General features: G+C 60.3%; 16 protein-coding genes and 2 pseudogenes. 3 read left to right on the top strand and 15 right to left on the bottom strand.

What is annotated here, in order from left to right:
• Positions 1–11 precede the first annotated feature (11 nt).
• Together AC1MEK_RS08855 and AC1MEK_RS08860 are read left to right on the top strand one after the other, a co-directional pair.
• Positions 12–1,571 carry a DUF6119 family protein gene (locus AC1MEK_RS08855; protein WP_480395879.1) on the top strand — a complete coding sequence of 520 codons (1,560 nt, stop codon included), beginning with the start codon at positions 12–14 and terminating at the stop codon, positions 1,569–1,571.
• 144 nt (positions 1,572–1,715) lie between these two features.
• A complete protein-coding gene (locus AC1MEK_RS08860) occupies positions 1,716–3,542 on the top strand; it encodes an AAA family ATPase (protein WP_480395880.1) in 1,827 nt (608 codons plus the stop codon).
• Between the two features lie 1,369 nt (positions 3,543–4,911).
• Here AC1MEK_RS08860 and AC1MEK_RS08865 read toward each other — a convergent pair.
• Positions 4,912–5,082, bottom strand: coding sequence for a hypothetical protein (locus AC1MEK_RS08865; RefSeq protein WP_480395881.1), 171 nt, complete (start codon positions 5,080–5,082; stop codon positions 4,912–4,914).
• A 639-nt stretch (positions 5,083–5,721) separates the two neighbouring features.
• On the opposite strand from AC1MEK_RS08865, the gene AC1MEK_RS08870 reads away from it, so the two are divergent.
• Positions 5,722–6,030, top strand: coding sequence for a DUF6124 family protein (locus AC1MEK_RS08870; protein ID WP_480395882.1), 309 nt, complete (start codon positions 5,722–5,724; stop codon positions 6,028–6,030).
• A 129-nt stretch (positions 6,031–6,159) separates the two neighbouring features.
• On the opposite strand, the gene madM is transcribed toward AC1MEK_RS08870, so the two are convergent.
• The 14 genes and pseudogenes from madM to AC1MEK_RS08940 all read right to left on the bottom strand — a co-directional run bounded on the left by madM (position 6,160) and on the right by AC1MEK_RS08940 (position 23,309).
• Positions 6,160–6,924, bottom strand: a complete 765-nt coding sequence (gene madM / locus AC1MEK_RS08875; protein ID WP_480395883.1) for a malonate transporter subunit MadM — start codon at positions 6,922–6,924, stop codon at positions 6,160–6,162.
• Position 6,925: 1 nt separating this feature from the next.
• Positions 6,926–7,375: a malonate transporter subunit MadL gene (gene madL, locus AC1MEK_RS08880; RefSeq protein ID WP_480395884.1), complete on the bottom strand. Its 450-nt coding sequence runs from the start codon at positions 7,373–7,375 to the stop codon at positions 6,926–6,928.
• A gap of 65 nt (positions 7,376–7,440) precedes the next feature.
• On the bottom strand, positions 7,441–8,376 hold the full coding sequence (mdcH, locus tag AC1MEK_RS08885) for a malonate decarboxylase subunit epsilon (RefSeq protein WP_480395885.1): 936 nt from the start codon (positions 8,374–8,376) through the stop codon (positions 7,441–7,443).
• A complete protein-coding gene (locus AC1MEK_RS08890) occupies positions 8,373–8,999 on the bottom strand; it encodes a malonate decarboxylase holo-ACP synthase (protein ID WP_480395886.1) in 627 nt (208 codons plus the stop codon). The genes mdcH and AC1MEK_RS08890 overlap by 4 nt, the downstream gene beginning before the upstream one ends.
• Positions 8,999–9,802, bottom strand: coding sequence for a biotin-independent malonate decarboxylase subunit gamma (mdcE, locus tag AC1MEK_RS08895; RefSeq protein WP_480396066.1), 804 nt, complete (start codon positions 9,800–9,802; stop codon positions 8,999–9,001). Before mdcE ends, AC1MEK_RS08890 begins: the two co-directional genes overlap by 1 nt.
• Before the next feature lie 14 nt (positions 9,803–9,816).
• Positions 9,817–10,668, bottom strand: a complete 852-nt coding sequence (locus tag AC1MEK_RS08900; RefSeq protein WP_480395887.1) for a biotin-independent malonate decarboxylase subunit beta — start codon at positions 10,666–10,668, stop codon at positions 9,817–9,819.
• On the bottom strand, positions 10,661–10,960 hold the full coding sequence (locus AC1MEK_RS08905; protein WP_480395888.1) for a malonate decarboxylase subunit delta: 300 nt from the start codon (positions 10,958–10,960) through the stop codon (positions 10,661–10,663). The genes AC1MEK_RS08900 and AC1MEK_RS08905 overlap by 8 nt, the downstream gene beginning before the upstream one ends.
• Before the next feature lie 2 nt (positions 10,961–10,962).
• Complete coding sequence (locus AC1MEK_RS08910) at positions 10,963–11,850, bottom strand: triphosphoribosyl-dephospho-CoA synthase (RefSeq protein WP_480395889.1); 888 nt, start codon at positions 11,848–11,850, stop codon at positions 10,963–10,965.
• Positions 11,850–13,523, bottom strand: a complete 1,674-nt coding sequence (gene mdcA / locus AC1MEK_RS08915) for a malonate decarboxylase subunit alpha (RefSeq protein ID WP_480395890.1) — start codon at positions 13,521–13,523, stop codon at positions 11,850–11,852. Before mdcA ends, AC1MEK_RS08910 begins: the two co-directional genes overlap by 1 nt.
• Before the next feature lie 513 nt (positions 13,524–14,036).
• Complete coding sequence (locus AC1MEK_RS08920) at positions 14,037–14,528, bottom strand: chemotaxis protein CheW (RefSeq protein ID WP_480395891.1); 492 nt, start codon at positions 14,526–14,528, stop codon at positions 14,037–14,039.
• Positions 14,521–17,757, bottom strand: a pseudogene (locus AC1MEK_RS08925) (Hpt domain-containing protein); the annotation flags it as partial. The gene AC1MEK_RS08920 and the pseudogene AC1MEK_RS08925, both read right to left, overlap by 8 nt.
• Positions 17,758–17,985: 228 nt before the next feature.
• A pseudogene (locus tag AC1MEK_RS08930) lies at positions 17,986–20,505 on the bottom strand (FimL-related protein); the annotation flags it as partial.
• A gap of 36 nt (positions 20,506–20,541) precedes the next feature.
• Positions 20,542–22,584: a methyl-accepting chemotaxis protein gene (locus AC1MEK_RS08935; protein ID WP_480395892.1), complete on the bottom strand. Its 2,043-nt coding sequence runs from the start codon at positions 22,582–22,584 to the stop codon at positions 20,542–20,544.
• A 185-nt stretch (positions 22,585–22,769) separates the two neighbouring features.
• Complete coding sequence (locus AC1MEK_RS08940; protein WP_480395893.1) at positions 22,770–23,309, bottom strand: chemotaxis protein CheW; 540 nt, start codon at positions 23,307–23,309, stop codon at positions 22,770–22,772.
• Between the last annotated feature and the right edge of the window lie 4 nt (positions 23,310–23,313).

A 23,313-nucleotide genomic window follows, 5' to 3' on the forward strand; every position in this document is an offset into this window, starting at 1 on the left:
AAGGGATTGGTATGGCTGCCCTCAATATATTCAAAATATACACTTCTCAACTTGACAACTTGGTCAATTCATTAACAAACAACAATCTTACGTTCGTACAGGAAATAGAACGCGAGTACGAAGGGAAACTTTTTAAGTTGAGTCTATTCTTCACACAGAATACCCATCCCACGCCTATAAAATGGACCGTCGACCTCGCAAAGAATTTTCAAATCGAAGAAAAGAGCACCCCTCACTACGCCGCAGCCGTAGTAGTAACCTTTGATGATCAAGCATTTGCATTAAGTTATGGATCAGCACACTTCTACATCTCGAAGTTTTCTGACCTCGACTTCGGGATAGATGTAGCCAGTCGACTACTGAGCTCCTTCAAAATCAAGAGTTCGCAAGAGTTTGCCGGAAGCCGACTGAGAAGCATCGACACATACAAAATCATTTCAGATCTGGCCTATGAGGCGGGCGAAGCCGTCGATTACATTCGAGGTATTCCAACCGACATCACAATGTGGGGTCGAAACATAAGTTGCGGACATTCAGTTCATCTTAGACATAGAAAATTTGGAGTAGAAAACTGTCATCTCATATGCCAAAGACTTGTTAAGGTACTTGAAGGCGGTGTTGTAAAGCAGATTCCTCGGCGAATTATAATTCATCAACAGGACACGATTCTGGAGCAAGATCGAAAGTTAATTGAGGCAATTGAAAATAATCTGTATATGGCCGACATCTGTCCAACGCAGTTATCAGGCGTCGCTTTGATGTTTCCTGAAGAGCGCGACTATGTGCTCAGGACACCAAAACAGCAATTTGTCTTAAATGACGAACTTGAGTTGACGACGCTTCGTACCATTGCACGTGAAGATTTCGATGGGAATTACGAAGCGCTATTCGAGGCAACAGTCTCTATTTTAGGTGATGATGGCGAGAGGCTGATAACGACACTCAAAGACGTCTTGGACTACAAGGATGAAGAAGGATTTTACCTTGAGGGCGGTAGATGGCATCGATATGATCTAACTTACTTGAACACAATTCGTCATGAAGTCAATCGGATTGACACTAGATTTTCGACTGAAATGCCTCTATTTGATCATGATGCTTTTGAGATTTGGAAAGGACAGCAAACCGGCAGAGTTAGATATGCCGAGCGCTTTGTCAACGTAACACTGGCTGAAAATTTTGGGTACTGTGACGGGGATCGTGACTTGAGTTCGCCAGAAGGTGCTGCGGTGGAAGTTGCTGATCTTTTTAAGGATGAAACCATCTTCATCGTAAAAATTGGAGAGCCGCAAAAACTGAATTATGCCATCGACCAAGCGATTGCGTCTCTTAGTGTTCTTGAACGAAACTCATTCATTGCCCAAGTAAACGGAGCAGACTTTCATGTAAAGCAGGTATGCCTATGGTTATTTATCGAACGTCAAACAGACATTAACTTTCTTTCCGACCTGAACTCTCTGATATTTCTCACCAAATTAGCCAATTGGAGAAAGTTTACACTCCTGCGCGGAAGAATCCCCATAGTAAATATCAGCTACAGGCGCACACCACAAAATACTGCTACTCGATGATAGCGGACGAGTCTCAAAACTGCGCCCATACAATAGTACCTCTAGGGAAGACTTGGACCAGCCGCTTAACTTTGGCGCCGCTCCGAGCTAGTCACTTTCAACACATCAATCAATCATTATTAACATATTCTTGAGTATATCAATATGAGAATCAGTCTTGAGGCAGAGTTCAAGTCATTAAAAACCCTCAATGATATTGAGTTCCCTCCCCTCGTAATACTTACAGGCGTAAACGGCGCAGGCAAAACGCAGCTACTGCACGCCATTTCAAACAAGAAAGCCAAATTAACTATCAATGGAGAAACAGCAAAAAGAATAAAATTATTCTCCGGAAACCTTGGAGAAATCCCTAGCAGTACATTTTACGGAAGCGCACTGGAACGATTTTGCATAACACTCCAATCGAAGCTTTCCAACTACAGCTATCACAAAAAGAACTCACCACAACTCACCTACTACGTGTTCGAAACTTTCTTCACAAAAGACGAGCAAAAAATACTGAATGCGATAAAGCAAAACAAGAAACATGGGCAAGGCGAGCTTGAATATGCCGATCGATTAGAGATAATGAAAAACATTCCGCCAGGCTTCATAATTGACGAGGCAAGCCCGCAGAATAAGGGGCAAGACATTTTCCATGCGGATTTATCACAGATTTTCAAGAACTATCAAATCCTTCACGCCAAAAATGACATTGATTGCTATTTAAAAGAAATCAAAGGCAGAGCCGAAATCGATGCATTGTCAGACGCTGAATTTACAGCAAAGCATGGCGAACCACCTTGGATCCTTGCTAACGAGATATTAGACTCAGCCAATATAGACTACTCCTTAACGACGCCTGAAGACCAAGCCCCAGAAGATCCATTCACAGTAAAGCTGGTTACTAGATCCAGCGGTCTAGAGATAGCATTCTCCGAGCTATCCTCTGGAGAAAAGGTACTCATGTCATTGGTATTGGCACTTTACAATTCTCATTATGAGCGAATTTATCCTGAAGTACTATTACTTGATGAGCCCGACTGTCACCTGCATCCTTCGATGGCAGGAAAGCTACTAAAGGTAGTTGAAGATGTTTTTGTCAAGAAAAGAAATGTACATGTAATCATGACAACGCACTCCCCATCCACGGTGGCTTTGGCTCCTGATGAATACTTATATACTATGAAAAAATCGGAAGGACGAATTTCGAAGCAAACGAAGGATAGATGCATAAAAATTCTCACCTCTGGCGTGCCAGCACTTAGCGTAAACTACGACAACCGCGTTCAGGTCTTCGTGGAGAGTAAGCACGATGCAAAAAATTACGGCGATATCTACGAAGCTTTAAAGGGAGATGCGGAAAGTGAAATTTCTCTGAATTTTATTTCGTCTGGCTCAGGAGGTTCTGGAAGTAGCGATCAAGTTCGTGAAATAGTTGGAATACTCCGCCGAAACGGTAATACCAAAATATATGGCGTTATTGACTGGGACGGAAAGAACAACGGAAGCGACTTCATAAAGGTTGTATCTGAACATAATAGATACAGCTTTGAAAACATTGTATTTGATCCGCTTCTTCTAGCGCTCTATCTGATAAGGGAGTCACATTTGACACCCGAGTGCGCTGGGCTCGACCGAAGAATAAGCTATATGAAAATAGGGGGATTGCAGCCTGCCGATTATGAAAGGCTTGCCCTCCACGTTGCGAGAACTGTTGGCAAAGAGATCGGGGGTGGCGATGATCACAGCACAGTGGAGGTTTCATATGCAGGCGGGCTTGCTATCTCTACACCTGAATGGTACTTAAAAATGAATGGCCACGATCTAGAGAGTGCTGTCAAAAATGCTTTCCCGCCTCTAAAGCGTTTTCGAAATGAGAACTCTCTAAAAAGCGACATCATAAACAAAGTACTACTAGACTATCCGCAGTTTGCTCCCATCGATTTTCCCGAGATATTCAAATCAATACAAAATCAACATACGGCCTAAATCTAGGACTTCAGATGGAGAATCTTCACAATGAGCACAATTATAAATAAACCATTAATATTCACACATCCACCCCCATTTAGACCCATACAAACCCAGCCTAATGATAGTATTACTTATAGGACAATCCTTAATCACTCCCCACTGATGGATACCGACTAAATAGGGTCGAAGCGCCCCGCAAAACCCAGCTGCATTCGACACGAAGCAGCCATTTCTGAGGGGCTCAGACCTGTATTTTAGCTTGATCATCAGATCTCAGAGATCTTACTTTTAGCTAAGCACTGCGAAAAAAATTCTTCATTCGAGGAGTTTCTTAATCAAGTTTAAATTCATCTCTTGGATCCGGAACGAAAAGTGAGCGCTTCGTACCTACCAGCCGCAGCTAAAACTAAAACCACGTCGTTAAACGGAGATACGCTGGCTCGCCTCTATAAAACGATACTGGACAGCGTTTCAGGATCAGCAAACTTACACGCTATCTTTACTACACTCGGCGAAACAGAATGTTCAGTCAGATATCTCGGAGAGACTACCAAGAGGCTCGCGCGACAAAGGATCACTAGTCATCTTTTCCGTAGGAACAAGAGGACAGGGTTGAAGTTGGCCGAGGCACTAGCACATGTACTTGAATGTGGGATGATAAATATCGCCAGAGTCGAGTTGAACGCTGAGTCTCTCAACATTCGTCTTGATGAATAGCTGATCATTCGCCACCCCGAAGCCGGTTCCACGATATGGATATGCTGCATGAACATCTCGACGAGGCTAGGCCGGTTTTCAGGAGTTGTAGATTAGCCTGTCAGTGAAAAATCCTGTCGGCGATATCTCGCGGATTGCAAGGCGACGACTCGAATTGGGATGGGTATACAGCACAGCGACGAATCGAAGTTCGCTACAAATGCAGATGTTGGAGCAAGACAGCCTAAGCGAACTGCTTGCCTAGAAAGACAAAAGGCGCCCCCTTTGCAAACAGGTCGGCTTGTCATCGCCTCACACCTGTTTGGCTCTACGATTGCTGGCGGACCAGGATCCTTAGAGTCTCGCAAGCCCCCTTCGGGAACGGCCTGATGGTAGGGATCGCGCCACGGCAATACAACCGCCGCCTGCGCGCAAATCGCCGCAACTCTTGTAGGCCGATTCTGAATTTGGCCACGTTCATCAGGCGCCGTTGACGATGGCGGCAGTCTTGAATACCGCTCGTTCCATCTGGATAAATCGGAGCTTCCACCCAGGCGACTCAGGGTGAAGGTGTTCAGATGCCGCCATTGGTTCTCGGCCGTGCCGGTTGATGGGTGAGGTCCCTGAGGACATCCGCGAAAACCTCCTTAACCGGAGGTTTTTCTTTTCTGCCTGTCGCTCGGGGCGACTACAAATTGTCCAGTGAGACTTTTACCCGCTGGGGATCGGCCAAGCGCTCGTTCACGACCTTGAGAATCGCATCGTCTTCATCGGTAGTTGGGGTCGATTCGAGCAGCAGGGGGCAGTGCTTATTGGGGTTGTCATGGGTCATCGCTTTAGGTTCTTTGGCGCGTGTCATTTACCCGTCCGCCTCAATCGCATGTTGTCTATCGCCAAAAGCATAATCACGCTCGCAGTAAACACGTCCATCGCGTCTCGCCCCAGAAAATGCCAGAAAGCCCAAGCCAGTGCTGATATGACCAAGGCGATCGCCAAAGACGTTCCCCAATGCTTCATGCTCGGCCCTCATCGTTCAGTAGGGCGCTAAGGCTGCTCTTCCGTCTGCTGCTCGGATGCCCGACAGGTCTTAAGAACTCGTGGGAAATTTCAGATATTCCCAAGCTTGCAGACCTGCTCTCAATCACGAGCCACCGATCAAAAATCGCTCAAACAGACACATCCCCCCACAAAACAAACCAGTTCCTGTAGGACGTTTCTGAAAATTGTCGATATGCTCCCGACCGCGTTGCGGTGCTCTGGGTCTGGGCTTAGGCTTCGGTCCGTCGCTATTCGGCGACCGGTTTTGACAGACCGACTCTTGGAATGCAGCGCACGCAACGACCCGCAGGTTTTTGATCTGCTGGTTGTGCCATGGCGGCTGTGGGTGGGGCACATTCGTGTGCGCCAGGTTCCTGGACTGGTCTGTCAACCCGCTTACAGCTGCCACCAATCTGTTTGACAGCGGGACGGTGTCGGTTTCAGCCTCCAGGAAGAGAACATGATCAGATCCACACCACATCCACCTGAAATCCCAGTCACCCAATCCCTCCCCTTCGGCGTCAATTTCGGCCATCGCAGCCTGTTCAACGTGCAGCCAGGCATTCTGGTCGAGGACGCGTTGGTGCTGGTGTCCGAGTACCTGAACTGCGCCGCTGCCACGGCTTATGAATCTGCTGATAACACCACGCCGGAATTCCGTCCGCTGGCGCGGGCGGTGGTGCATCAGATCGAGGCGGCGAAGGCGTTGGTTGAGGCGTCTATTGCGGGGTTGGGGGAGGCTCGGTTTCGGGATAAGAAACAGGGCTGAGTCGCAATTCATATGCTTGAGATTCGGGTATGGCTTGGCGAATGCGGCGACTGGGGGGCCGCATTCGCGAGCAAGCTCACTCCCACAGGGGGTTGGGTGTCATTGCGATCAGCAATCAGCGATCCGCAATCAGCCCATGATCCCCCGCACGATGAAGTACAGCAGCGACGGGCCGAGCAGGCAACCGAGGCCTGTGTGGAAGGTGGCGGTGAGTGCGCCGTAGGGCACCAGGCGGCGGTCGGTGGCGGCCAGGCCTGCGGTGACGCCGCTGACGGTGCCGGCCAGGCCGCCGAAGACCATGGCTGAACGCGGGTTGTCGAGGGCCATCCAGCGGGCGGCCATGGGGGTGCCGACCATGACGAGGATGGCTTTGATCAGGCCGGTGGCGATGGACAGGGCCATGACGTCGGAGCTGGCGCCCAGCGCAGCGCCGGTGACGGGGCCGACGATGTAGGTGACGGCGCCCGCGCCGATGGTGGTGATGCTCACGGCGTCGCGGTAGCCGAAGGCGTAGGCCACGCAGGAGCCGACGATGAAGGGCAGCACGGTGCCGAGGAACAGCGAGAAGGCGCCGATCAGGCCGGCTTTTCTGGCTTCGGTGGCTTGCACTTCGAAGGCGGTGGCGACGATGGCGAAGTCGCGCAGCATGGCGCCGCCCATCAGGCCGATGCCGGAGAACAGCGCGAGGTCGGCGAGGCCTTTCTGGCCGCCGGTCATGACGCCGCCGACCCAGGCCAGTACCAGGCCGATGACGATGGCGATCGCCGAGCCGTGGATGCGGCCGAACGTCAGGCGCTTGGACAGCACGACGGAAATCCACATGACCACGCCGACGACGGCGAATGCGGTGACCAGGCCCTGGCTGATGAGGTCTTTCTGGATGAGATCCCACATATCAGCGGCCTCCTGCTGGCGTCGGCGTGGCGCTCACTTTCGGCGCGATCACTGCGGCATGGGGCGGGTTATCATCTTCGAGCCTGGGCAGCGGTTCGCCCTTGTTGGTGCGGCTGATGATGGCGATGGTCACGCCGCAGACCACGACCGAACCGATGGCGGCGATGACGGCAATCGGGCCGCCCTTGAGCGCGGTGACGACGTTTTGCTGGGCGGCCATGGCGACCACCACCGGAATGTACATGGCGCCCCAGAAGCCGACGCCCATTTCGCAGCCTTCGCTCAGGCCGCCGCGTTTTTGCATGAACAGGCGGGCGCAGATGAGCAGGATCATGGCGATGCCGACACCGCCCACGTTGGATTTGACGCCCAGCAGCACACCGAGCAGATCACCGAGAATCACCCCGGCCAGGGTGCAGATAGCCAGTAACGCGACACCATAAATAATCATTGTTATTGCCCTCAAATTGCATCGTCGAAGTTGTTGTTTTTGTTCCTTCGAAAGCAGCAGTCGGTTTATGGGTGGCGATGTTCCTCCTCTTTCGACAGTGCGCTCAGCGTGTCCAGCCGCGCGCCCTGGAAGGCGACTGCCGATCCTTGTTCGAACACTCGCCGCGCCAGCCCCGTGAGCACGGTGCTGGGCGGCAATTCAATCTGCAGGCGCACACCGCGCTCGTAGGCGGTCTGCACGGTGCTGCGCCAGTCGATGACCCGGCTCATGTTGAACGCCAGGTCGTCACGCAATTTGTCAGCATTGAAGATGGGGCGTGCGGTGCTGCCGCTGAGGTAACGGATGGTCGGCAGATGAATCGATACCTCGGCGAACGCCTCGGCCAAGCGTTGGGCAGGCTCGTTGAGCAATTCGCAATGGGACGGCACGCTGACAGCCAGGCGTTTGGTCGCTGCAGCGCCCTGTTCATGGGCCAGCTTGGCGACGCTGACCATGGCCTGATCGGAACCTGCGATGACGAACTGGTTGTCGGCGTTGATGTTGGCCAGATACACCGGGGTCGCGGCGCTGTGAACCTGGGCGATCAAGCCTTCGACGGTGGTCTGGTCCAGGCCAATCAGGGCGGTCATGCCGTAGCCCTGTGGGTAGGCGTTTTGCATCAGCTCGCCGCGCAGCGCCACCAGCCGCACCGCGTCGGCGAAGCTCACCGCGCCGGCGATGACCGCTGCCGGATAGGCGCCGATGGACAGGCCCGCGACGTAGTCCGGGGTGTTGCCCTGGGCCATGAGCACCCGGGAGCAGGCGACCCCGGCAATCAACAGGCTGAGTTGCACGGCGCGGGTCGATTGCAGGGCGTCAGCGGTGTCGAGATTCAGGACGTCTTCGTTGAGCGCATCACTGGCTTCGCGCAGGCATTCGGCGGCCAGCGGGTCGCTCGGCAGTGCGTGCAACATGCCCGCCTGCTGCGCGCCCTGCCCCGGAAACACCCAGAAGCTGCTCATGCCGCGCGCTCCTGAAACTGCCACGGATCGCTCACCAGCCGCGCGCCGTCTTCGGCCTTGAGCAGTACCTGGCGCGCCTTGCCTGCCCACTCGCGCAGGGCCACCGCGCCGAGCGGGGTTTGCAGTTGCAAGTCGATGCGGCAAATGGCGCGGTCCAGTGTTTCCACAAGTTGCGCGGCCTGTTCGCGGCTGAAAAATTGTGGGGTGCGCAGGATCAGGTCCAGGTCGCTGTCTTTATGAAGAACAGGCATGCCGGTCGCCAGCTCGAAGCCGGCACTGCCTGCAACGCCCCACGGCAAGCCAAACGCCTGCATCACCGGGTAAATCTGCCGAAGCGCTTCTAAAGCGGGCCACATCAGGTCTGTCGCGACATCGATCAACTGCTCCGGATGAACGCGACGGGTAATGTCGGCGCGCTTCATCACCAGCGCAAAACGCTGATCGCGAGCGCTGCCGCGCACACCCACGGCCACACAATCGTCGGCCACTCGCGCACGACGCACCACCACCGGATGCCCAAGGCCAATCACCTCGGCCACCCACGCCGGAGCGTCTGCAGGCAAAGCGGCCACGGGCAAGCCCCACAACAGATCGTGGGGCTGTACCGGCGCGAAGGCGCTCATTACCACTGCGCCCGCAGCAGTTCGCGCACCTTGGAGGACGCCGCACGATTGGGCGCTCCGAGGCGTGAACTCAAGTCGGTGCCGCTGGCGCGCGCGTCGCTGATGGCAGCGCTCAGGCAGTGCTGAACAGACGCCAAATCCTCAGCGGACGGCTGTTCGATCTGGCTGACCGAGAGGGTTTCCCAGAGCAGGCCGAGGCCGCCGTAGCTGTCGATGTCGTAGGCCATGGGCGGGATGGTGGCGGCGAGTTTTTCCAGCTCTTCGACGCTGCGCAGGGTGACCCGCGCCGCCGACGCCTTACCCATCGCGTGCACCATCACCCCCGGATCACGCAGGGCGATCAGCCGGTTGGCCTGATAGCCATGGGCGAGAAAAGCGCCGGACATCGCCTTGCCGACCAACAGGCCAATCACCGGATGCCCCGCCAGCCGAGCGCAGGCGTAAGCATCGACGGCGCCAGCAAGGGCCTGATGAATGCCCAGCACTTCCTCGCGACGGCCATAGGCTTGGCTGGGCACGTCGATGATCGCGACCAGCGCCCGTTTATGCGTGCTCTGGCGATCCTGCTCGATAAAGGCATCGACGGCCTGCGCCAGGCCCCAGCCTTCGAGCAAGCCGACTTCGCCGTTGCGGGCGCGGGGGAAAGGGTTTTCCGGGTTTGCGACGACGGCGACAAAACGCACGTCTTGATCGCCCACCTTGCCATCGGCGGCCTTCACCGAAACCGGCAAGCCAGCCACTTCGGCAGCGCCATTGGCCAGCGCGTTGAACCAGTTCAGGCCACGGGTCGAATACATGCTCATGGCTTTTTCTTCGCTCATGGCTGCTCTCCTTGATACAGGCGGCGCACGGTGGCGGGGTCGATCTGGGCGCGGGTGTCCACTTGCGCCAGACGCTTGAGGAACTGTGCGTACTGGCCGCTGCGCTCCTGATCGGGTTTGCCTTTGCTCAGCAAATCTTCCACCTGCTGGGCGATGGCCTTGATGTCGTCCGGCACATAGGCGTCCACCAGGCCGCTGGCAAAACGCTGCTCGCCGCCGGTGATGCTCCAGATAAAGGGCCGGTCGCGGGAGTCGTATTCTTCGATGCCCGCTTCCTGCTCGATCACCTGCGGGCCGTTCAGGCCAAGACGCGCTTCCTGAGTGACCACCAGATAGCTGCACAACCCGGCGGCAATCGACATCCCGCCGAAGCAGCCGACGCTGCCCGCGACCACGCCGATCACCGGCTGATAACGGCGCAGGTCGACGATGGCTGCGTGAATTTCGGCGATGGCGGCCAGGCCCAGATTGGCCTCCTGCAAGCGCACGCCACCGGTTTCCAGCAGCAAGACCGCGGCCGTCGGAATGCCCTTACGGTTGTCTTCGGCAGCCAGCTCAAGGGCGCCGGCCATTTTCGCACCGCCGACCTCGCCCATGCTGCCGCCCTGAAAGGCGCCTTCGATGGCGCAGACCACCACTGGCTGACCGCCGATGGCGCCTTTGGCGACGACCACGCCGTCATCGGCCTGGGGCACGACGCCCTGCTTCGCCAGCCAGGGAGAGGTCATGCGCGCAAACGGGTCGATCAGTTCGCGAAAGGTGCCTTCATCGAGCAGTGCTCGTGCGCGCTGGCGGGCGCCGAGTTCGATGAAGCTGTGCTGTTGCAGCAAACGGGCGCTGTCAGTCATGGCCGATCTCCTCGAAACCCTGTTCCAGTCGCAAGCGGACCACGCCCGGGGTGGCGCCGAAATCGTGGATGTCGATACTCATCGCGGGCGGCGTCTGCTCGCTGAACATGCGCTCGAACAGGTGCTGCCAGCGCGCCGAGCTGCCGTTGACCGAGGTCACGACATTGATGGTCAACTTGCCGGGCAGGCCGGGTTCGAGCAGCACTTCCAGATCGCCCGAGCCGACGCAGCCCACCAGTGCACGGCCCAATGGCGGCTGGCCGGCGGGGAATTCAAAAGACAGGGTTTCCATGGTCAGACAGTCCTCGTGGCGTTGCCGAGCGCAGGCTCCAGGCAATCGATGAACAGGGTGGCGGCGAGCAGATCGGCGGCGCCGCCAGGGGATGCGTTGAGGCTCAGCAGTTGCTGATCCAGCTCATGCAGCGCACGACGGCCACTCAAGGTCGCGCTGCCTCCGGCGCTCAATACCCGCTGCGCGCCTTGCTGCATGGCGTTCAGGCCATGCTCGCCCGCGCGGTAGAGCACGCAGGTGTCCGACAGCGTGGTCATGATCGCCAGCAGCGCATCGAGCCGGGCGTTCTGTTCACCGTGCCCCGCGTTGCGACTGCGCATGAGCTGCGGCAAGCCGTGTTGGGTGACGGCCGGAAAGCCCATCTGCGCCTGCTCTTTCGCGCCCATCGCGCCATATTGACGAGCGACTTGCGCGCCGTGGCTGTTGCTGGCCGGTTGCTGGCGGTCGTCGATCAGCGCCAGGCAGGCAGCGCGCAGGCCGAGGCCAGCGGCGGACAGGTCCGATGGATCGAGCGCCGCAGCGGTGACCAAAAGACCGAGGGCCCAGATCGCGCCGCGATGAGTGTTCACGCCGCCGGTGGTGCGCATCATCGCCGCTTCGCCTTCACGACCGATGCGGCCGATGGCTTCGCGCAGTGGCTGGTTGATTTCGCCGATGGCGATGGCGGCCTCGGCCATCTCCTTGAAGGCCGGCCACAGCGACAGCGCCGAGGCGTGCATCAGGCCCAGATGCAGATCGCTGTGCGCGCCGCTGCTGCGACGGTCGACCAGCGCGGGCTTGGGCGAGAGGTCGGCCTCGTCGATCAGCGCATCCACGGCCAGGTCCGCCAATCGCTCGGCCAGCGGCAACGCCCTGGGCGCTTCATGCAAAGCCAGATTGAGTGCGCGCATCACCAGCTCCTGAATTTCGCAGGCGGGTTGTACAGGCCACCGGACCACTCGACCAGCTCGGCGATGCTCTTGGCGGCCAGCAGTTCGCGGGTGGCGTCGGTGCGGCGAATGCCCAAGTCTTCGGGCAGCGCAATCAGCCCTTCGCGGCGCATGCGCGCGGTGTCTTTGGGGTTGTGGCGCAGGCCGATGGCAGTGACGCCCGCCACGGCGGCGATCATCGCCTGACGCTCTTCAAGGCTGCGCGCCTTGTACAGGTAGGCGATGCCTTCTTCGGTGAGCAGGTGGGTGACGTCGTCGCCGTAGACCATGATCGGCGCCAGCGGCATGCCGCTTTTCTTCGCCACGTCGATCGCGTCCAGGGTCTCGACGAAAGTGGGTTTGCCGCCTTCCTGAAAGGTCTCGACCATCTGCACCACGAGCTTTTTGCCGCGTTCGAGGTAGGCGTCGGTGTCCGGGTTCTGCTGGCGCATGTCGAGCCAGGCCGGAGTGCCGTGGCGGCGGCCACGCGGGTCGTGGCCCATGTTCGGCGCACCGCCGAAACCGGCCAGGCGTCCGCGGGTGACAGTGGAAGAATGGCCGTCGCCGTCCACTTGCAGGGTCGCGCCGATGAACAGGTCCACGGCGTACTGGCCTGCCAGCTGGCACATCATCCGGTTGGAGCGCATCGAGCCATCGCGGCCGGTGAAGAACACATCAGGCCGGGCGGCGATGTAGTTCTCCATGCCCAGTTCGGTGCCGAAACAATGCACGCTTTCCACCCAGCCGCTTTCGATGGCGGGGATCAGCGTCGGGTGCGGGTTGAGGGTCCAGTTGCGGCAGATCTTGCCTTTCAGGCCCAGGGACTCGCCGTAGGTCGGCAGGATCAGTTCGATGGCGGCGGTGTTGAAGCCGATGCCATGGTTGAGCGACTGAACGTTGTGTTTCTCGTAAATCCCGCGAATCGCCATCATCGCCATCAGCACGTGGACCGGCTTGATGTGGCGCGGGTCGCGGGTGAACAGCGGCTCGATGTAGAAGGGTTTGTCGGCCACCACCACAAAGTCGACCCAGGACGCCGGGATGTCCACGCGCGGCAGGTCAGTGACGTCGTCCACCAGCTCGTTGACCTGAACGATGACGATGCCGTCGCTGAACGCGGCGGGCTCGATCAGCGCGGGCGTGTCTTCGGTGCTGGCGCCGGTGTAGATGTTGCCCGCCCGGTCGGCCTTGAAACCGGCGGACAGCACGACGTTGGGAATCAGGTCGACCAGCAGGCGCGAATACAGCTCGATGTAGGTATGAATCGCGCCGATTTCCAGCAGGCCGTCTTCCAGCAACTGGCTGATGCGCAGACTTTGCGTACCGGCGAAAGAGAAATCGAGTTTGCGGGCGATGCCGCGTTCGAACAGATCCAGATGCTCGGCACGGCCGACGCTGGGCATGATCATGTGCAGGTCGTGCAGCTTGCCGGGATCGGCCTTGACCAGCGAACGAGAGAGGAAATCCGCCTGTTTCTGGTTGTTGCCTTCAAGCACCACGCGGTCGCCCGGCGCAATCAACGCTTCAAGCGCCGCAACGATCTTGTCGGTGGGCAGTACCACGCCATCGGCGAGGGAACGCACTTGCTCGAGCCGCCGCTGCTTCTCGCTGCGACGACGCGACCAGCGCGGGTCAAGGTTGGTTGTTGTCGTCATGCTGACTCCACGGGTTCGCTGTCGTGGGTCACCTTAGAAGTTGCGGGGGTGGGCATCAATCAAGCTGGGTGTGGGATCGTTACGGTTAGAGTAATGATTGGCTCAAGATCTCTGACGTTGCGTCTGCCCGAAGGGCGTAGGAACCGAGCTTGCTCGCGATCTGGCGCGCAGCGGCAGCAAACCCGGTGCATGCGGTGTATCTGAAGCGACCAGGGCGTCTGGGTTTGCTGCCGCTTCGCGGCAGATCGCCGGCAAGCCGAGCTCCTACGCCTTCGGCAGAAGCAAGAACAGATCGGGCTGACCTACACCAATCAGCGTCTGCCCGAAGGGCGTAGGAGCCGAGCTTGCTCGCGATCTGGCGCGAAGCGGCAGCAAATCCGGTGCATGCGGTGCATCTGAAGCGGCCAAGGCGTCTGGTTTTGCTGCCGCTTCGCGGCAGATCGCCGGCAAGCCGAGCTCCTACGCCTTCGGCAGAAGCAAAAGCAGATCCGGCTGACCAACACCGATCAGCCGCTAAATCCCCAACCCCGCCACCTGCACCAACCCCGAATCCACCAGCCGCTGTTCCAGTGCCACCAGGTCCGGGACTTTGGCCACGGTTTCGCCCACTTGCACGGCCGCCAGTTCCAGCGGCGAAAGCGGGACGTCGACGTAGCTCAATTGGTTGTCGAGCTTGCACGAGCGCGGGATGCCTTGGGTCAGCAATGCGATGAATTTGAGGTCGGGGCGGCCGCCCAAGGCGTTGAGGACGACGATCCGTGCGCGGCCGCCCACGCGGGCGCGGCTGCCGCAGGCGGCTTCGAAGCTCAGCAGCGGCAGGCTGCGGTTGCGCCAGTTGATCGGGCCCAGGTACCACTGGGGCGCGGCGGGGTCGGCGATGCTGTCCTGGTAGTCGATCAGCTCGGCCACGGCCACGTTGGGGAGCAGCAGATGGCGGTCGCTCAAGGGGATGAGCAAACCGGTCAGGCTGGTCAGGCGCGCGGCCTGGGTGGTGCTGTCAGACATGGGCGTGGCTCCATTGCGCGATGCTCGCCAGCAGCGCCGCCTCCTGGTAAGGCTTGCTCATGTAGTCGTTCACGCCCAGGGCCATCGCGCGGTCGCGGTGTTTCTGGCCGGAACGCGAGGTGATCATGATGATCGGCAGGTGCTTGAGCGCGTCGTCCGCGCGGACCTTGCTGGCCACCTCGAAGCCGTCCATGCGCGGCATTTCGATGTCCAGCAGCATGACGTCCGGCGTGTGCTCCTGCAGCAGCGCCATGGCATCGACGCCGTCCTTGGCGGTCAGCACGTTCATGCCGTTGCGCTCCAGCAGGCGCCCGGTGACCTTGCGCACGGTGACCGAATCGTCCACCACCATCACCAGCAGCGGCCGAACCTGTTCGGCCTCGACATAGGGCGGCGGCACCTGGCCGCTGGCGTGCAGCGCCAACAGCCGCGAATGGAAGCGGCGCACGTGAGCGAACAGGTCGAGAATCAGCACCACCCGCCCGTCGCCGAGGATCGTCGCGCCGGAAACCCCCGGCACCGCCGCGAACTGTGGCCCGAGGTTCTTGACCACGATTTCCCGCGAGCCCGCCAGCGCATCCACCTGCACCGCCACCCACTGTTCATGCACATGCACCAGCAACACCGGCAGCGGCTGGGTCTGGCCGATCAGCCTGGGCGGCTGGCCGTTGTTGAGCAATTCGCCCAGATACCGCAATTCGTAACTGCGCTCGCCGTACTGATAACGCGGCGGCACCGACTGGTAATAGGCCTCAAGCTCCGACGGCATGACCCGCACGATGCCTTCGATGCTGTTCAGCGGCACGGCGTATTGTTCTTCGCCGCACTGCACCATCAGCGCACGATTGACCGACACCGAGAACGGCAGGCGAATGCGAAACCGCGCGCCCTGCCCCGGCCTTGAGTCGATGACCATCGAGCCGCCCAGCTCCTTGACCTCGGCGAGCACCACGTCCATGCCCACGCCGCGCCCGGAAATCTGAGTGATGGTCTCGGCCGTGGAAAAACCGGCCTGCAGGATCAGCTGCAGCGTGTCGTGCTCGCTCAGCTCGGCATCGGGGCTGATCAGGCCACGCTTGATCGCCTTGCGGCGCACGGCCTCGAAGTCGACCCCGGCGCCGTCGTCGCTCATCTCGATGACGATGTCGCCGCCTTCGTGTGCCAGGCTCAGGGTGATGTGGCCGGTCTCGGGCTTGCCCTTGGCTTGGCGTTTTTCGCTGGTTTCCAGGCCATGGTCGATGGCGTTGCGCAGCATGTGCTCCAGCGGCGCGACCATGCGCTCCAGTACGTTGCGGTCCATCTCGCCTTCGGCGTTGAGCACGTCGAACCGGACCTTCTTGTTCAGCTCGTTGGACACCTGACGCACGATCCGCCGCAAGCGCGGGACCATGCGCTCGAACGGCACCATGCGCGTGCGCATCAGGTTTTCCTGAAGCTCGGTGTTCACCCGCGCCTGTTGCTGCAGCAGGGTCTCGGCTTCGTGGGCGCGGGTGTCGAGGGTCTCCTTGAGGTCCATCAGGTCGGAGGCGGACTCGAACAGCGCGCGGGACAGCTGCTGCAACTGCGAGTGGCGGTCCATCTCCAGCGGGTCGAATTCTTCGTAGCCCAATTGTTCGGCCTGACGGTCGCGGCTGAGAATCCGGCCTTGGGTTTCCATGTCCAGGCGCCGCAGCTGATCGCGCATGCGCTCGATGGTGGTTTCCATCTCAGCCAGGGTCACTTGCGCGTCGCTGACCTGCTGCTCGATACGGCCACGAAAGATCGAGGTTTCCCCGGCCAGGTTGACCAGGTCTTCCAGATCCTCGGCGGGCACCTTGACCATTTCCGGGCCGGGGCGCTCGGCATCGGGGTCGGCCGCCGGTGCTGCCGGCTCAACCACCGGCGGCACGGCGATCACAGGCTCTTCGGCCGGTTTGCTGGCGACTTCATGAATCGCGCCCGAGGCCGAATACTGCGCGATGCTCTCGATCAGCAACGCCGGGTTGGGCAAAGGCTCGTAGCCGCGCACCGCATCGACCATGTCGGCGAGCATGTCGTGGCCGCTTTGCAGCAGGCCATTGAGCAGGGCGCCGTTCTTCAGCGCGCCGCTGGAAAGCCCTTCGTACAGCGACTCCAGCTCATGGGCCAGGTCGCCGATGGGGGTGATTTCGACCATCCGCGCGCCACCTTTCAAGGTGTGTAGGTCGCGCAGCAGGTTTTCCACTTCGACGGTGTTCTGCGGCTCGGCCTGCCAGCGCACCAGCGCGGCGCTGGAGCTTTCGATGATGTCGTCGGCTTCTTCGAGGAAGATCTCCAACAGCTCGGGATCGCGCTCGTCCAGCGGCTGGATCATCGAGCCGACGTTGCGGCCCTCGCCGTCCTGAGGCAGCACATAGCAGTTGTTCTGGCGAAACTCGCGGATCGCCTCGATCACCGCCACCGGGTCGGTGAGCGGGTCGCGGTTCTGCAGTTGCTCGAGCATCAGCGCCAGCGCGTCGTGGCTGCGCACCAGCAAGTCGGCCAGTTGCGACGAGTAGCTGCAGCGGCGATCGGTCAGCGCTTCGTACAACGACTCCAGTTCGTGGCCCAGATCGGCAACGGGGCCGATTTCCGCCATCCGCGCGCCACCCTTGAGGGTGTGCAAGTCCCGTTGCAGGGACGACAGCGGTAGCGGGTTTTCCGGGTCGCTCAGCCAGCGCTGCAAGGCCTGGCCGGCGCCTTCGAGAATGTCGACGGCCTCTTCCAGAAAGATATCGACGATTTCCTGATCCAGCGCGTCGCGAGTCGCTTGTGTGTTGGCCAGATCCTCAGTGGCCTCGCCCAGCTCGGTGACGCTGGTGGCCAGCCCGCCATCGCTCTTGATCAGGCCCATAGCAGACGGGTCCAGCGCTTCTTCGAGCAGCTCGCGCAGGGCCTGAACCCGCTCGGGGCGAGGCTCGACCTGCTGCCCGGCGGCCAGCTGATCGAGCATGTTGATCAGCGCTTCGTGGGCGTTTTCCGCTTCGTGGAAAAACCGCTCGCTGACCGCAAGGCTGCTCTCTTCCACCGCGCCGTACAGGTCCAGCAGCGCCTCGCACAACTCGTCCACCTGCGGCAGATCGGCCATGTGCGCGCCCTGGCCGAGCATGGTCAGCTCGTCGAGCAGCGCATTGAGTTCCAGACGCTCGCCGGGGTGACGCTGCCAGCGCTGCAGCAGGCTTTCGGCGTCCAGCAGGATGTCCATGCCTTCGGCCAGAAAGCTCGCCAACATCTGCGGATTGCGCCGCGTGCGCAGGCCGTTCTTGTCGTCGTTGAGCACATCGGCCATGCGCTCGGCCAGCAGTGCCTGGGCCTCGGTGATGAGCGCGGCGGCGCCCTCGATCGGCATCAACGGGTCGATGTTCAGCTGCGCCAGGCCTTGATAGAACAGCGGCGGCGCCTTGCGCAGCAGGTCGAGTTCCGGCTGGCCGACGGCGATCTGGTTGGTCTTGTACTCGCGCACCAGGGTGTCCAGCGGAGCCGCCAGCTCGGCCATCGGCAGCACGCCGGCCATGTAGGCACTGCCTTTCAAGGTGTGCAGCGCGCGCAGCAGTTCATCGCTGAAAATCGGCGAATCGTCGCCCTCGCTCATCTCCAGATAGCGAGTGAAAGTGTCCAGGTGGGTCTGCGCTTCCTGGCGGAAAATCTCCAGCAGTTGCGGGTCGAAGCTTTCCCGCTGGGGCTTTGCCGCGGGCTGTGAAACTGCAGGCTCAGGCTCGACGACCTCGCCTTGGGCCAGCCCATGGGCGCGAGCGGCCAGCAGGTCGACATCATCGCGCTGGCGCTGCACCTCTTCGGCAAAATCACGAATCACATCCGGCAACAGCGCCTGCACATCGCTCAGCAGCTGCTGTACCTTCGCGTCCGGCGCAACGCTGCGCTCCAACACGCGGTTGAGCAGGTTCTCCAGCGCCCACGCCAGCTCGCTCAGCACCAGCGCGCGGACCATGCGCCCGCTGCCCTTGAGGGTGTGGAAGGCGCGGCGGATCTCGCCCAGGGCCGAGAAATTCTCGGCATCGGCCAGCCAGCGCGGCAGGTATTCGTGCAGCGCCTGCAGCACCTCGTCGGCTTCCTCGAGGAACACGTCGCGCAGCTCGTCGTCCACCGCAGGCTCGCCCTTGGGCGGCGGCAGCAGGCTGGCGGGCACATGCCGGGCCGGCGGATTGACCTTCGACAGCGGGCTTGCCAGCACTTCAGCGATGCTCTGGGTCGGGCTGACCAGCGCCTGGCGGTCATGCAGCTCGCTCAACTCGTCGTGGCTGATGACCTGTTCGAGCATCGGCACATCGACGGTTTCCGCCACCGGCGCGTAACCCAGCCGGGCCAGGCTTTCCTGGGCAAGATCGAGCACGTGCTCGCCCGGTGCTTCCGGGTCTTCGGCCATGCGCTCCAGGTAATACTCGATGCCGATGATGACGTCGGCCAGATGGTCCAGCTGCGAGGGCGCAGGCTGGGTATCGGAGCCCAGCAAGTGGGTGACGATGTATTCATTGCACGCCGCCAGCAGGCCGGATGCCCGGGTCAGGGGGATCATCGCCAGCGCGCCGCGCACTTGAATCAGTTGCGCCGACAACGGCGCCAGTCGCTCGCGATTCAGGCCGCCATCGAAGTAATCGTCGATCACGTCCTTGGCTTGCTGCAGCACCACGCGGGCTTCCTTGATCACCAACTGGTGGATCTGGCTCAGGTCGGTGGTCGGCAAGCGGCTTTCTTCGGGGCTGCTCTGATCGACGGTGCCGGCCATGCCGGCCAGCGTGGCCTCGACGTACAACAGGGCTCCGGCGACATCCATCAGCGTCGGGTCGCTGGGCTCGCGCTGCCCCTGGGCCATGCCCTGAACCACGGTCAGCTGGTCGATGATGACCTTGCGCGGCTGGCCGAAACCCAGCACCGCCAGGGTGTCGGCGATCTGCCGCAGCGGCGGCAGCAGGCTGTTGAGTTCGCTGACATGCTGGCGATCGCCGCGCACGAAGACGTCCAGCCGCTCCTTGGTGCGCACCAGTTCATCGCACAGGGCGATGATCACCGAGCGCATCGCGTCGCGATCAGGGCCTGCCATGCGCGCGCGTTCTTCATCGACCAGCGCGCTTTGCGGCATGGCTTCGGCGAGCCCGTAGTCATCCTTCAAATCGATCATCCTCTGGGCCCGGCTGTCGGACTTGGCGATGTAAAACAGCAGGCTTTTCAACAGTTCGTCCGGCGCCGGCTGGTTGATGCCGGCGATGCCCTGTTCGAGCAGGCGCTTGAGTTCCTTGTCGGCGTCCTTGAACAGGCTGCGCAGCGCGGGACTGTTGGTGAAGTTGCCTTCGGCCATGGCCTCGGACAGCGCCGCGGTGATGCGCCACAAGGGCTCGAGCGGCGCGTCCTTGCACAGCGTTTCCAGGCGCGTGAAGACCTTGCTCATGTAGCCCAGCTGAGTCTGCACGTCCTGCTCGCGCAGCAGGCCGACCAGCGCGGTTTGCAGGGTCTGGCGCAGCTTGCGCAGTTTTGCCGGCAATTCGGGGTTGTCGCGCTCGGCGAGGGTGTCGGCGTCCAGTTCCGGGATAGACAGCAGTTGCGGGGAAAACAGGCTGGTCTCGGTCAGCAGGCTCTCGCCCCGGGCGCTGCGCAGGTCATTGAGCAGCGGCAGCACCACCAGCGGCAGGTCGCGGCGGCCCGAATGCACGCGCTCCAGGTACACCGGCAACTGGCTCATGGCCTGATTGAGCAGCGCAATGGCTTCGCTTTCCTGAACCACATGGCCTTGCTGCAATGCCAGCGCCAGCTGTTCGATCTCTTCGGCGAACAGGGCCGCGCCATAGAACTCGATGATCTGCAGGCTGCCGTGGACCTGATGGATGAAATCCAGACAGACTTCCAGGCTCGACGGGTCATGCGGGCGCGCGACAAACGTGTCCAGCGCCTGCCGGGCATGCTTGAGGGTTTCGGCTATTTCGCCCTTGACCCACTCCAGGGCCACGTAGTCGTGACGGTCAGCCATGCTGGCTCCAGTTGCCCAATTGCTGCGACGTGGCAATCACTGCTGATCCCGCGGGGCCGGCAGTGTGAAGCCGGACACCGTGCGGCGCATCTCGCTGGCCATTTTCGCAAGGTTGCCCATGCTTTTCGCGGTGGCCGCCGTGCCCGAGGTGGTCTGCGTGGTGGTTTCCTGGATCACGGTCATGGTCGAAGAAATCTGCCGGCCCAGCGCCACCTGCTGCTGCGCGGCATTGGTGATGCTTTCGACCAGCGCCGCCAGCACCTTGGAAACCCCTTCGATTTCCTCCAGCGCCACCCCCGCATCCTGCGCCAATCGCGCGCCACGCACCACTTCGGTGGTGGTCTGCTCCATGGAGATTACCGCTTCGTTGGTGTCATTTTGAATCGCGCGCACCAGCGTTTCGATCTGCTTGGTGGCCGACGACGAGCGCTCGGCCAGCCGCTGGACCTCGTCGGCAACGACCGCGAAGCCGCGCCCGGCGTCACCGGCCATGGACGCCTGGATTGCCGCGTTGAGCGCAAGAATGTTGGTCTGGTCGGCAATGTCGTCGATCAGGCTGACAATGTCGCCGATTTCTTGGGATGACTCGCCCAGACGCTTGATCCGCTTGGAGGTGTCCTGAATCTGCTCGCGAATGTTGTCCATGCCGTTGATGGTGTTGTGTACCACCTCGTTGCCCTTGTTGGCGATGGCAACAGAGCGCTCGGCCACGGCCACCGATTCCGACGCGTTGGCCGAGACCTGCTGCACGGATTTGGACATGTCGTTGACCGCGTTGGACGCTGCGGCGATCTGCAGCGCCTGGTGCTCGGACGCCGCCGCCAGCTGGGTCGCGGTGGTCTGGGTGTCCTTGACCGCGCCGAACACCTGCTCGGCGGTAAGGTTGATGGTCGCCACCAGCTCGCGCAACTGGTCGATGGAATAGTTGATGGAGTCGGCGATGGCGCCGGTGAAATCTTCGGTCACTGAGGCCGCGACGGTCAGATCGCCATCGGCCAGGTCTTCGATTTCATCGAGCAGGCGCATGATCGCGGTCTGGTTGCGCTCGTTCTTTTCGGCGGTTTCCCGCAGCTGGCGGTTGGTTTCACGCACCATCACCAGGCCGATGAGGATGATCGACGCCAGCGCCAGCAGGCCCAGGATATAGCCGCCATAGCTGTTGGTGGCGCGGCCGCCGGCCAGATGTTCGAAGCTGTTGGCCAGCACCGAGGCTTCGTCGAGCAGGGTCTGGGACAGGGTGAAGATGTTGCTCGACGCTTCGCGCACTTCGAGCAATTCCGGCGAGGTTTCCAGAATTTCGTCGACCGATCCCGACACGAACTGGAACAGCTCGGCGATTTCCGCCAGCCGCGCCCGGGCGTCCTTGTCTTCGACCTGGGCGATCTTCAGCGTGGCGTTGCCTTCGAGCATCCCATTGAGCACGCGGCCGAACTGCGTGGCGTCGCGGCCGAAGGCATCGGCCGCCTGAACCGCCGTTTCATCGCCGGACAGCACGGTGTTCACCGCCCCCAGAATCCGCTCGGCCAGCAGCGACTGACGCTGGGCCAAGGCTACCTGGCTCGCCGGGGCACGGTTTTGCAGAAGGATGTCGACGACCTTTTCCGACTCGATCTGCAATTGCGGAATGGTCTCGGCCAGCGTCGCCGCCACCTGATGCAGGGACAATACCGTCTGTTCCCGGGAAAGAATCACATCGGTGCTTTTTCGCAGATTTTCCCAGTCATTCTGCACCGCTTTCAGCTCGTCGGTGACTTCGGCGGGCGCTGCCGGCAGGCCGGTGTTCTTGTCGCCTTTTTTCAGGTACTGCCAACGGGTGTCGAAGTCATTGCGCGAGTCGGCCAGCAGCTTGAAGGCCGCAGCCTTGCCGGTGGCGGCTTCCGAGGCGTTCTTGGCGATGCGCTGGGACAGCACGCGCAGCTCGCCAGCGTGGCCGATGTACTGCTTGTCGTAGTTGGACTGGGTGCTCAGGTACGCGAAGTTGACGAACAGAAGCATGATGAACACGATCAGGCCGATGAACAGCGCGATGATCAGCGAACGACTGCGAGCGCCTTCCAGGGACTTGCCGGTATTACTCATTTCTCAGGGCTCCGCCCGGATCACAGTTCGTTGGAAACGCCTTGCTGCATGTGCCTGACCATTCATTGTAGGAGCCGGCTTGCTGGCGATCGCGGTGGGTCAATCGCAGAAGGGTCGTCTGACACGCCGCATTCGCCAGCAAGCCGGCTCCTACAGGATCCAGGTCGCGGTTGTGCCAGGCCATATTAAAGCGCGACATCCATGAAACCCGGCGACTGCACCAAGGCTCTGGGGCTGAACACCCGCCAGGCCTGCTCGCGGACAAAGCGACCCTTTATATAAGGCGCGATGTTCGGCTCGCTGTCGCCGGCAGGCTCGGGCATCAGGCTGCGCTCACTGAAATGCTGCATGCCCAGCACCTCATCGACCAAGAGCCCTGCGAACACGTCCTGATCATCGATGACCAGCACCCGCCGCTGTTTGCGCAGCACCGAAAGGTCCTGGCAGAAGTAGGCGTGCAAGTCCATCACCGGCAGCAGGCGGCCGCGCAGGTTGGCGATGCCTTTGACCCAGGGTTTGACCCCGGGCAGGGCCGCGCAGTGGGGCTCGTGAAGGATCTCGTCGACCTCGCCCATCGGCGCCACGTAATAACGCTCGCCCATGCGAAAGCCGATGCCGCTCCAGCCTTGCTGCCGGGTTTCCTGCAGGGGCAGGCCGGCAGCCAGCGAGCGGCAACGCTGATCGATGTCCAGCAGCAGGGCGAACGCCGTTTGCGAACGGGCCATGAAC

Source organism: Pseudomonas sp. 2, from assembly GCF_056627435.1.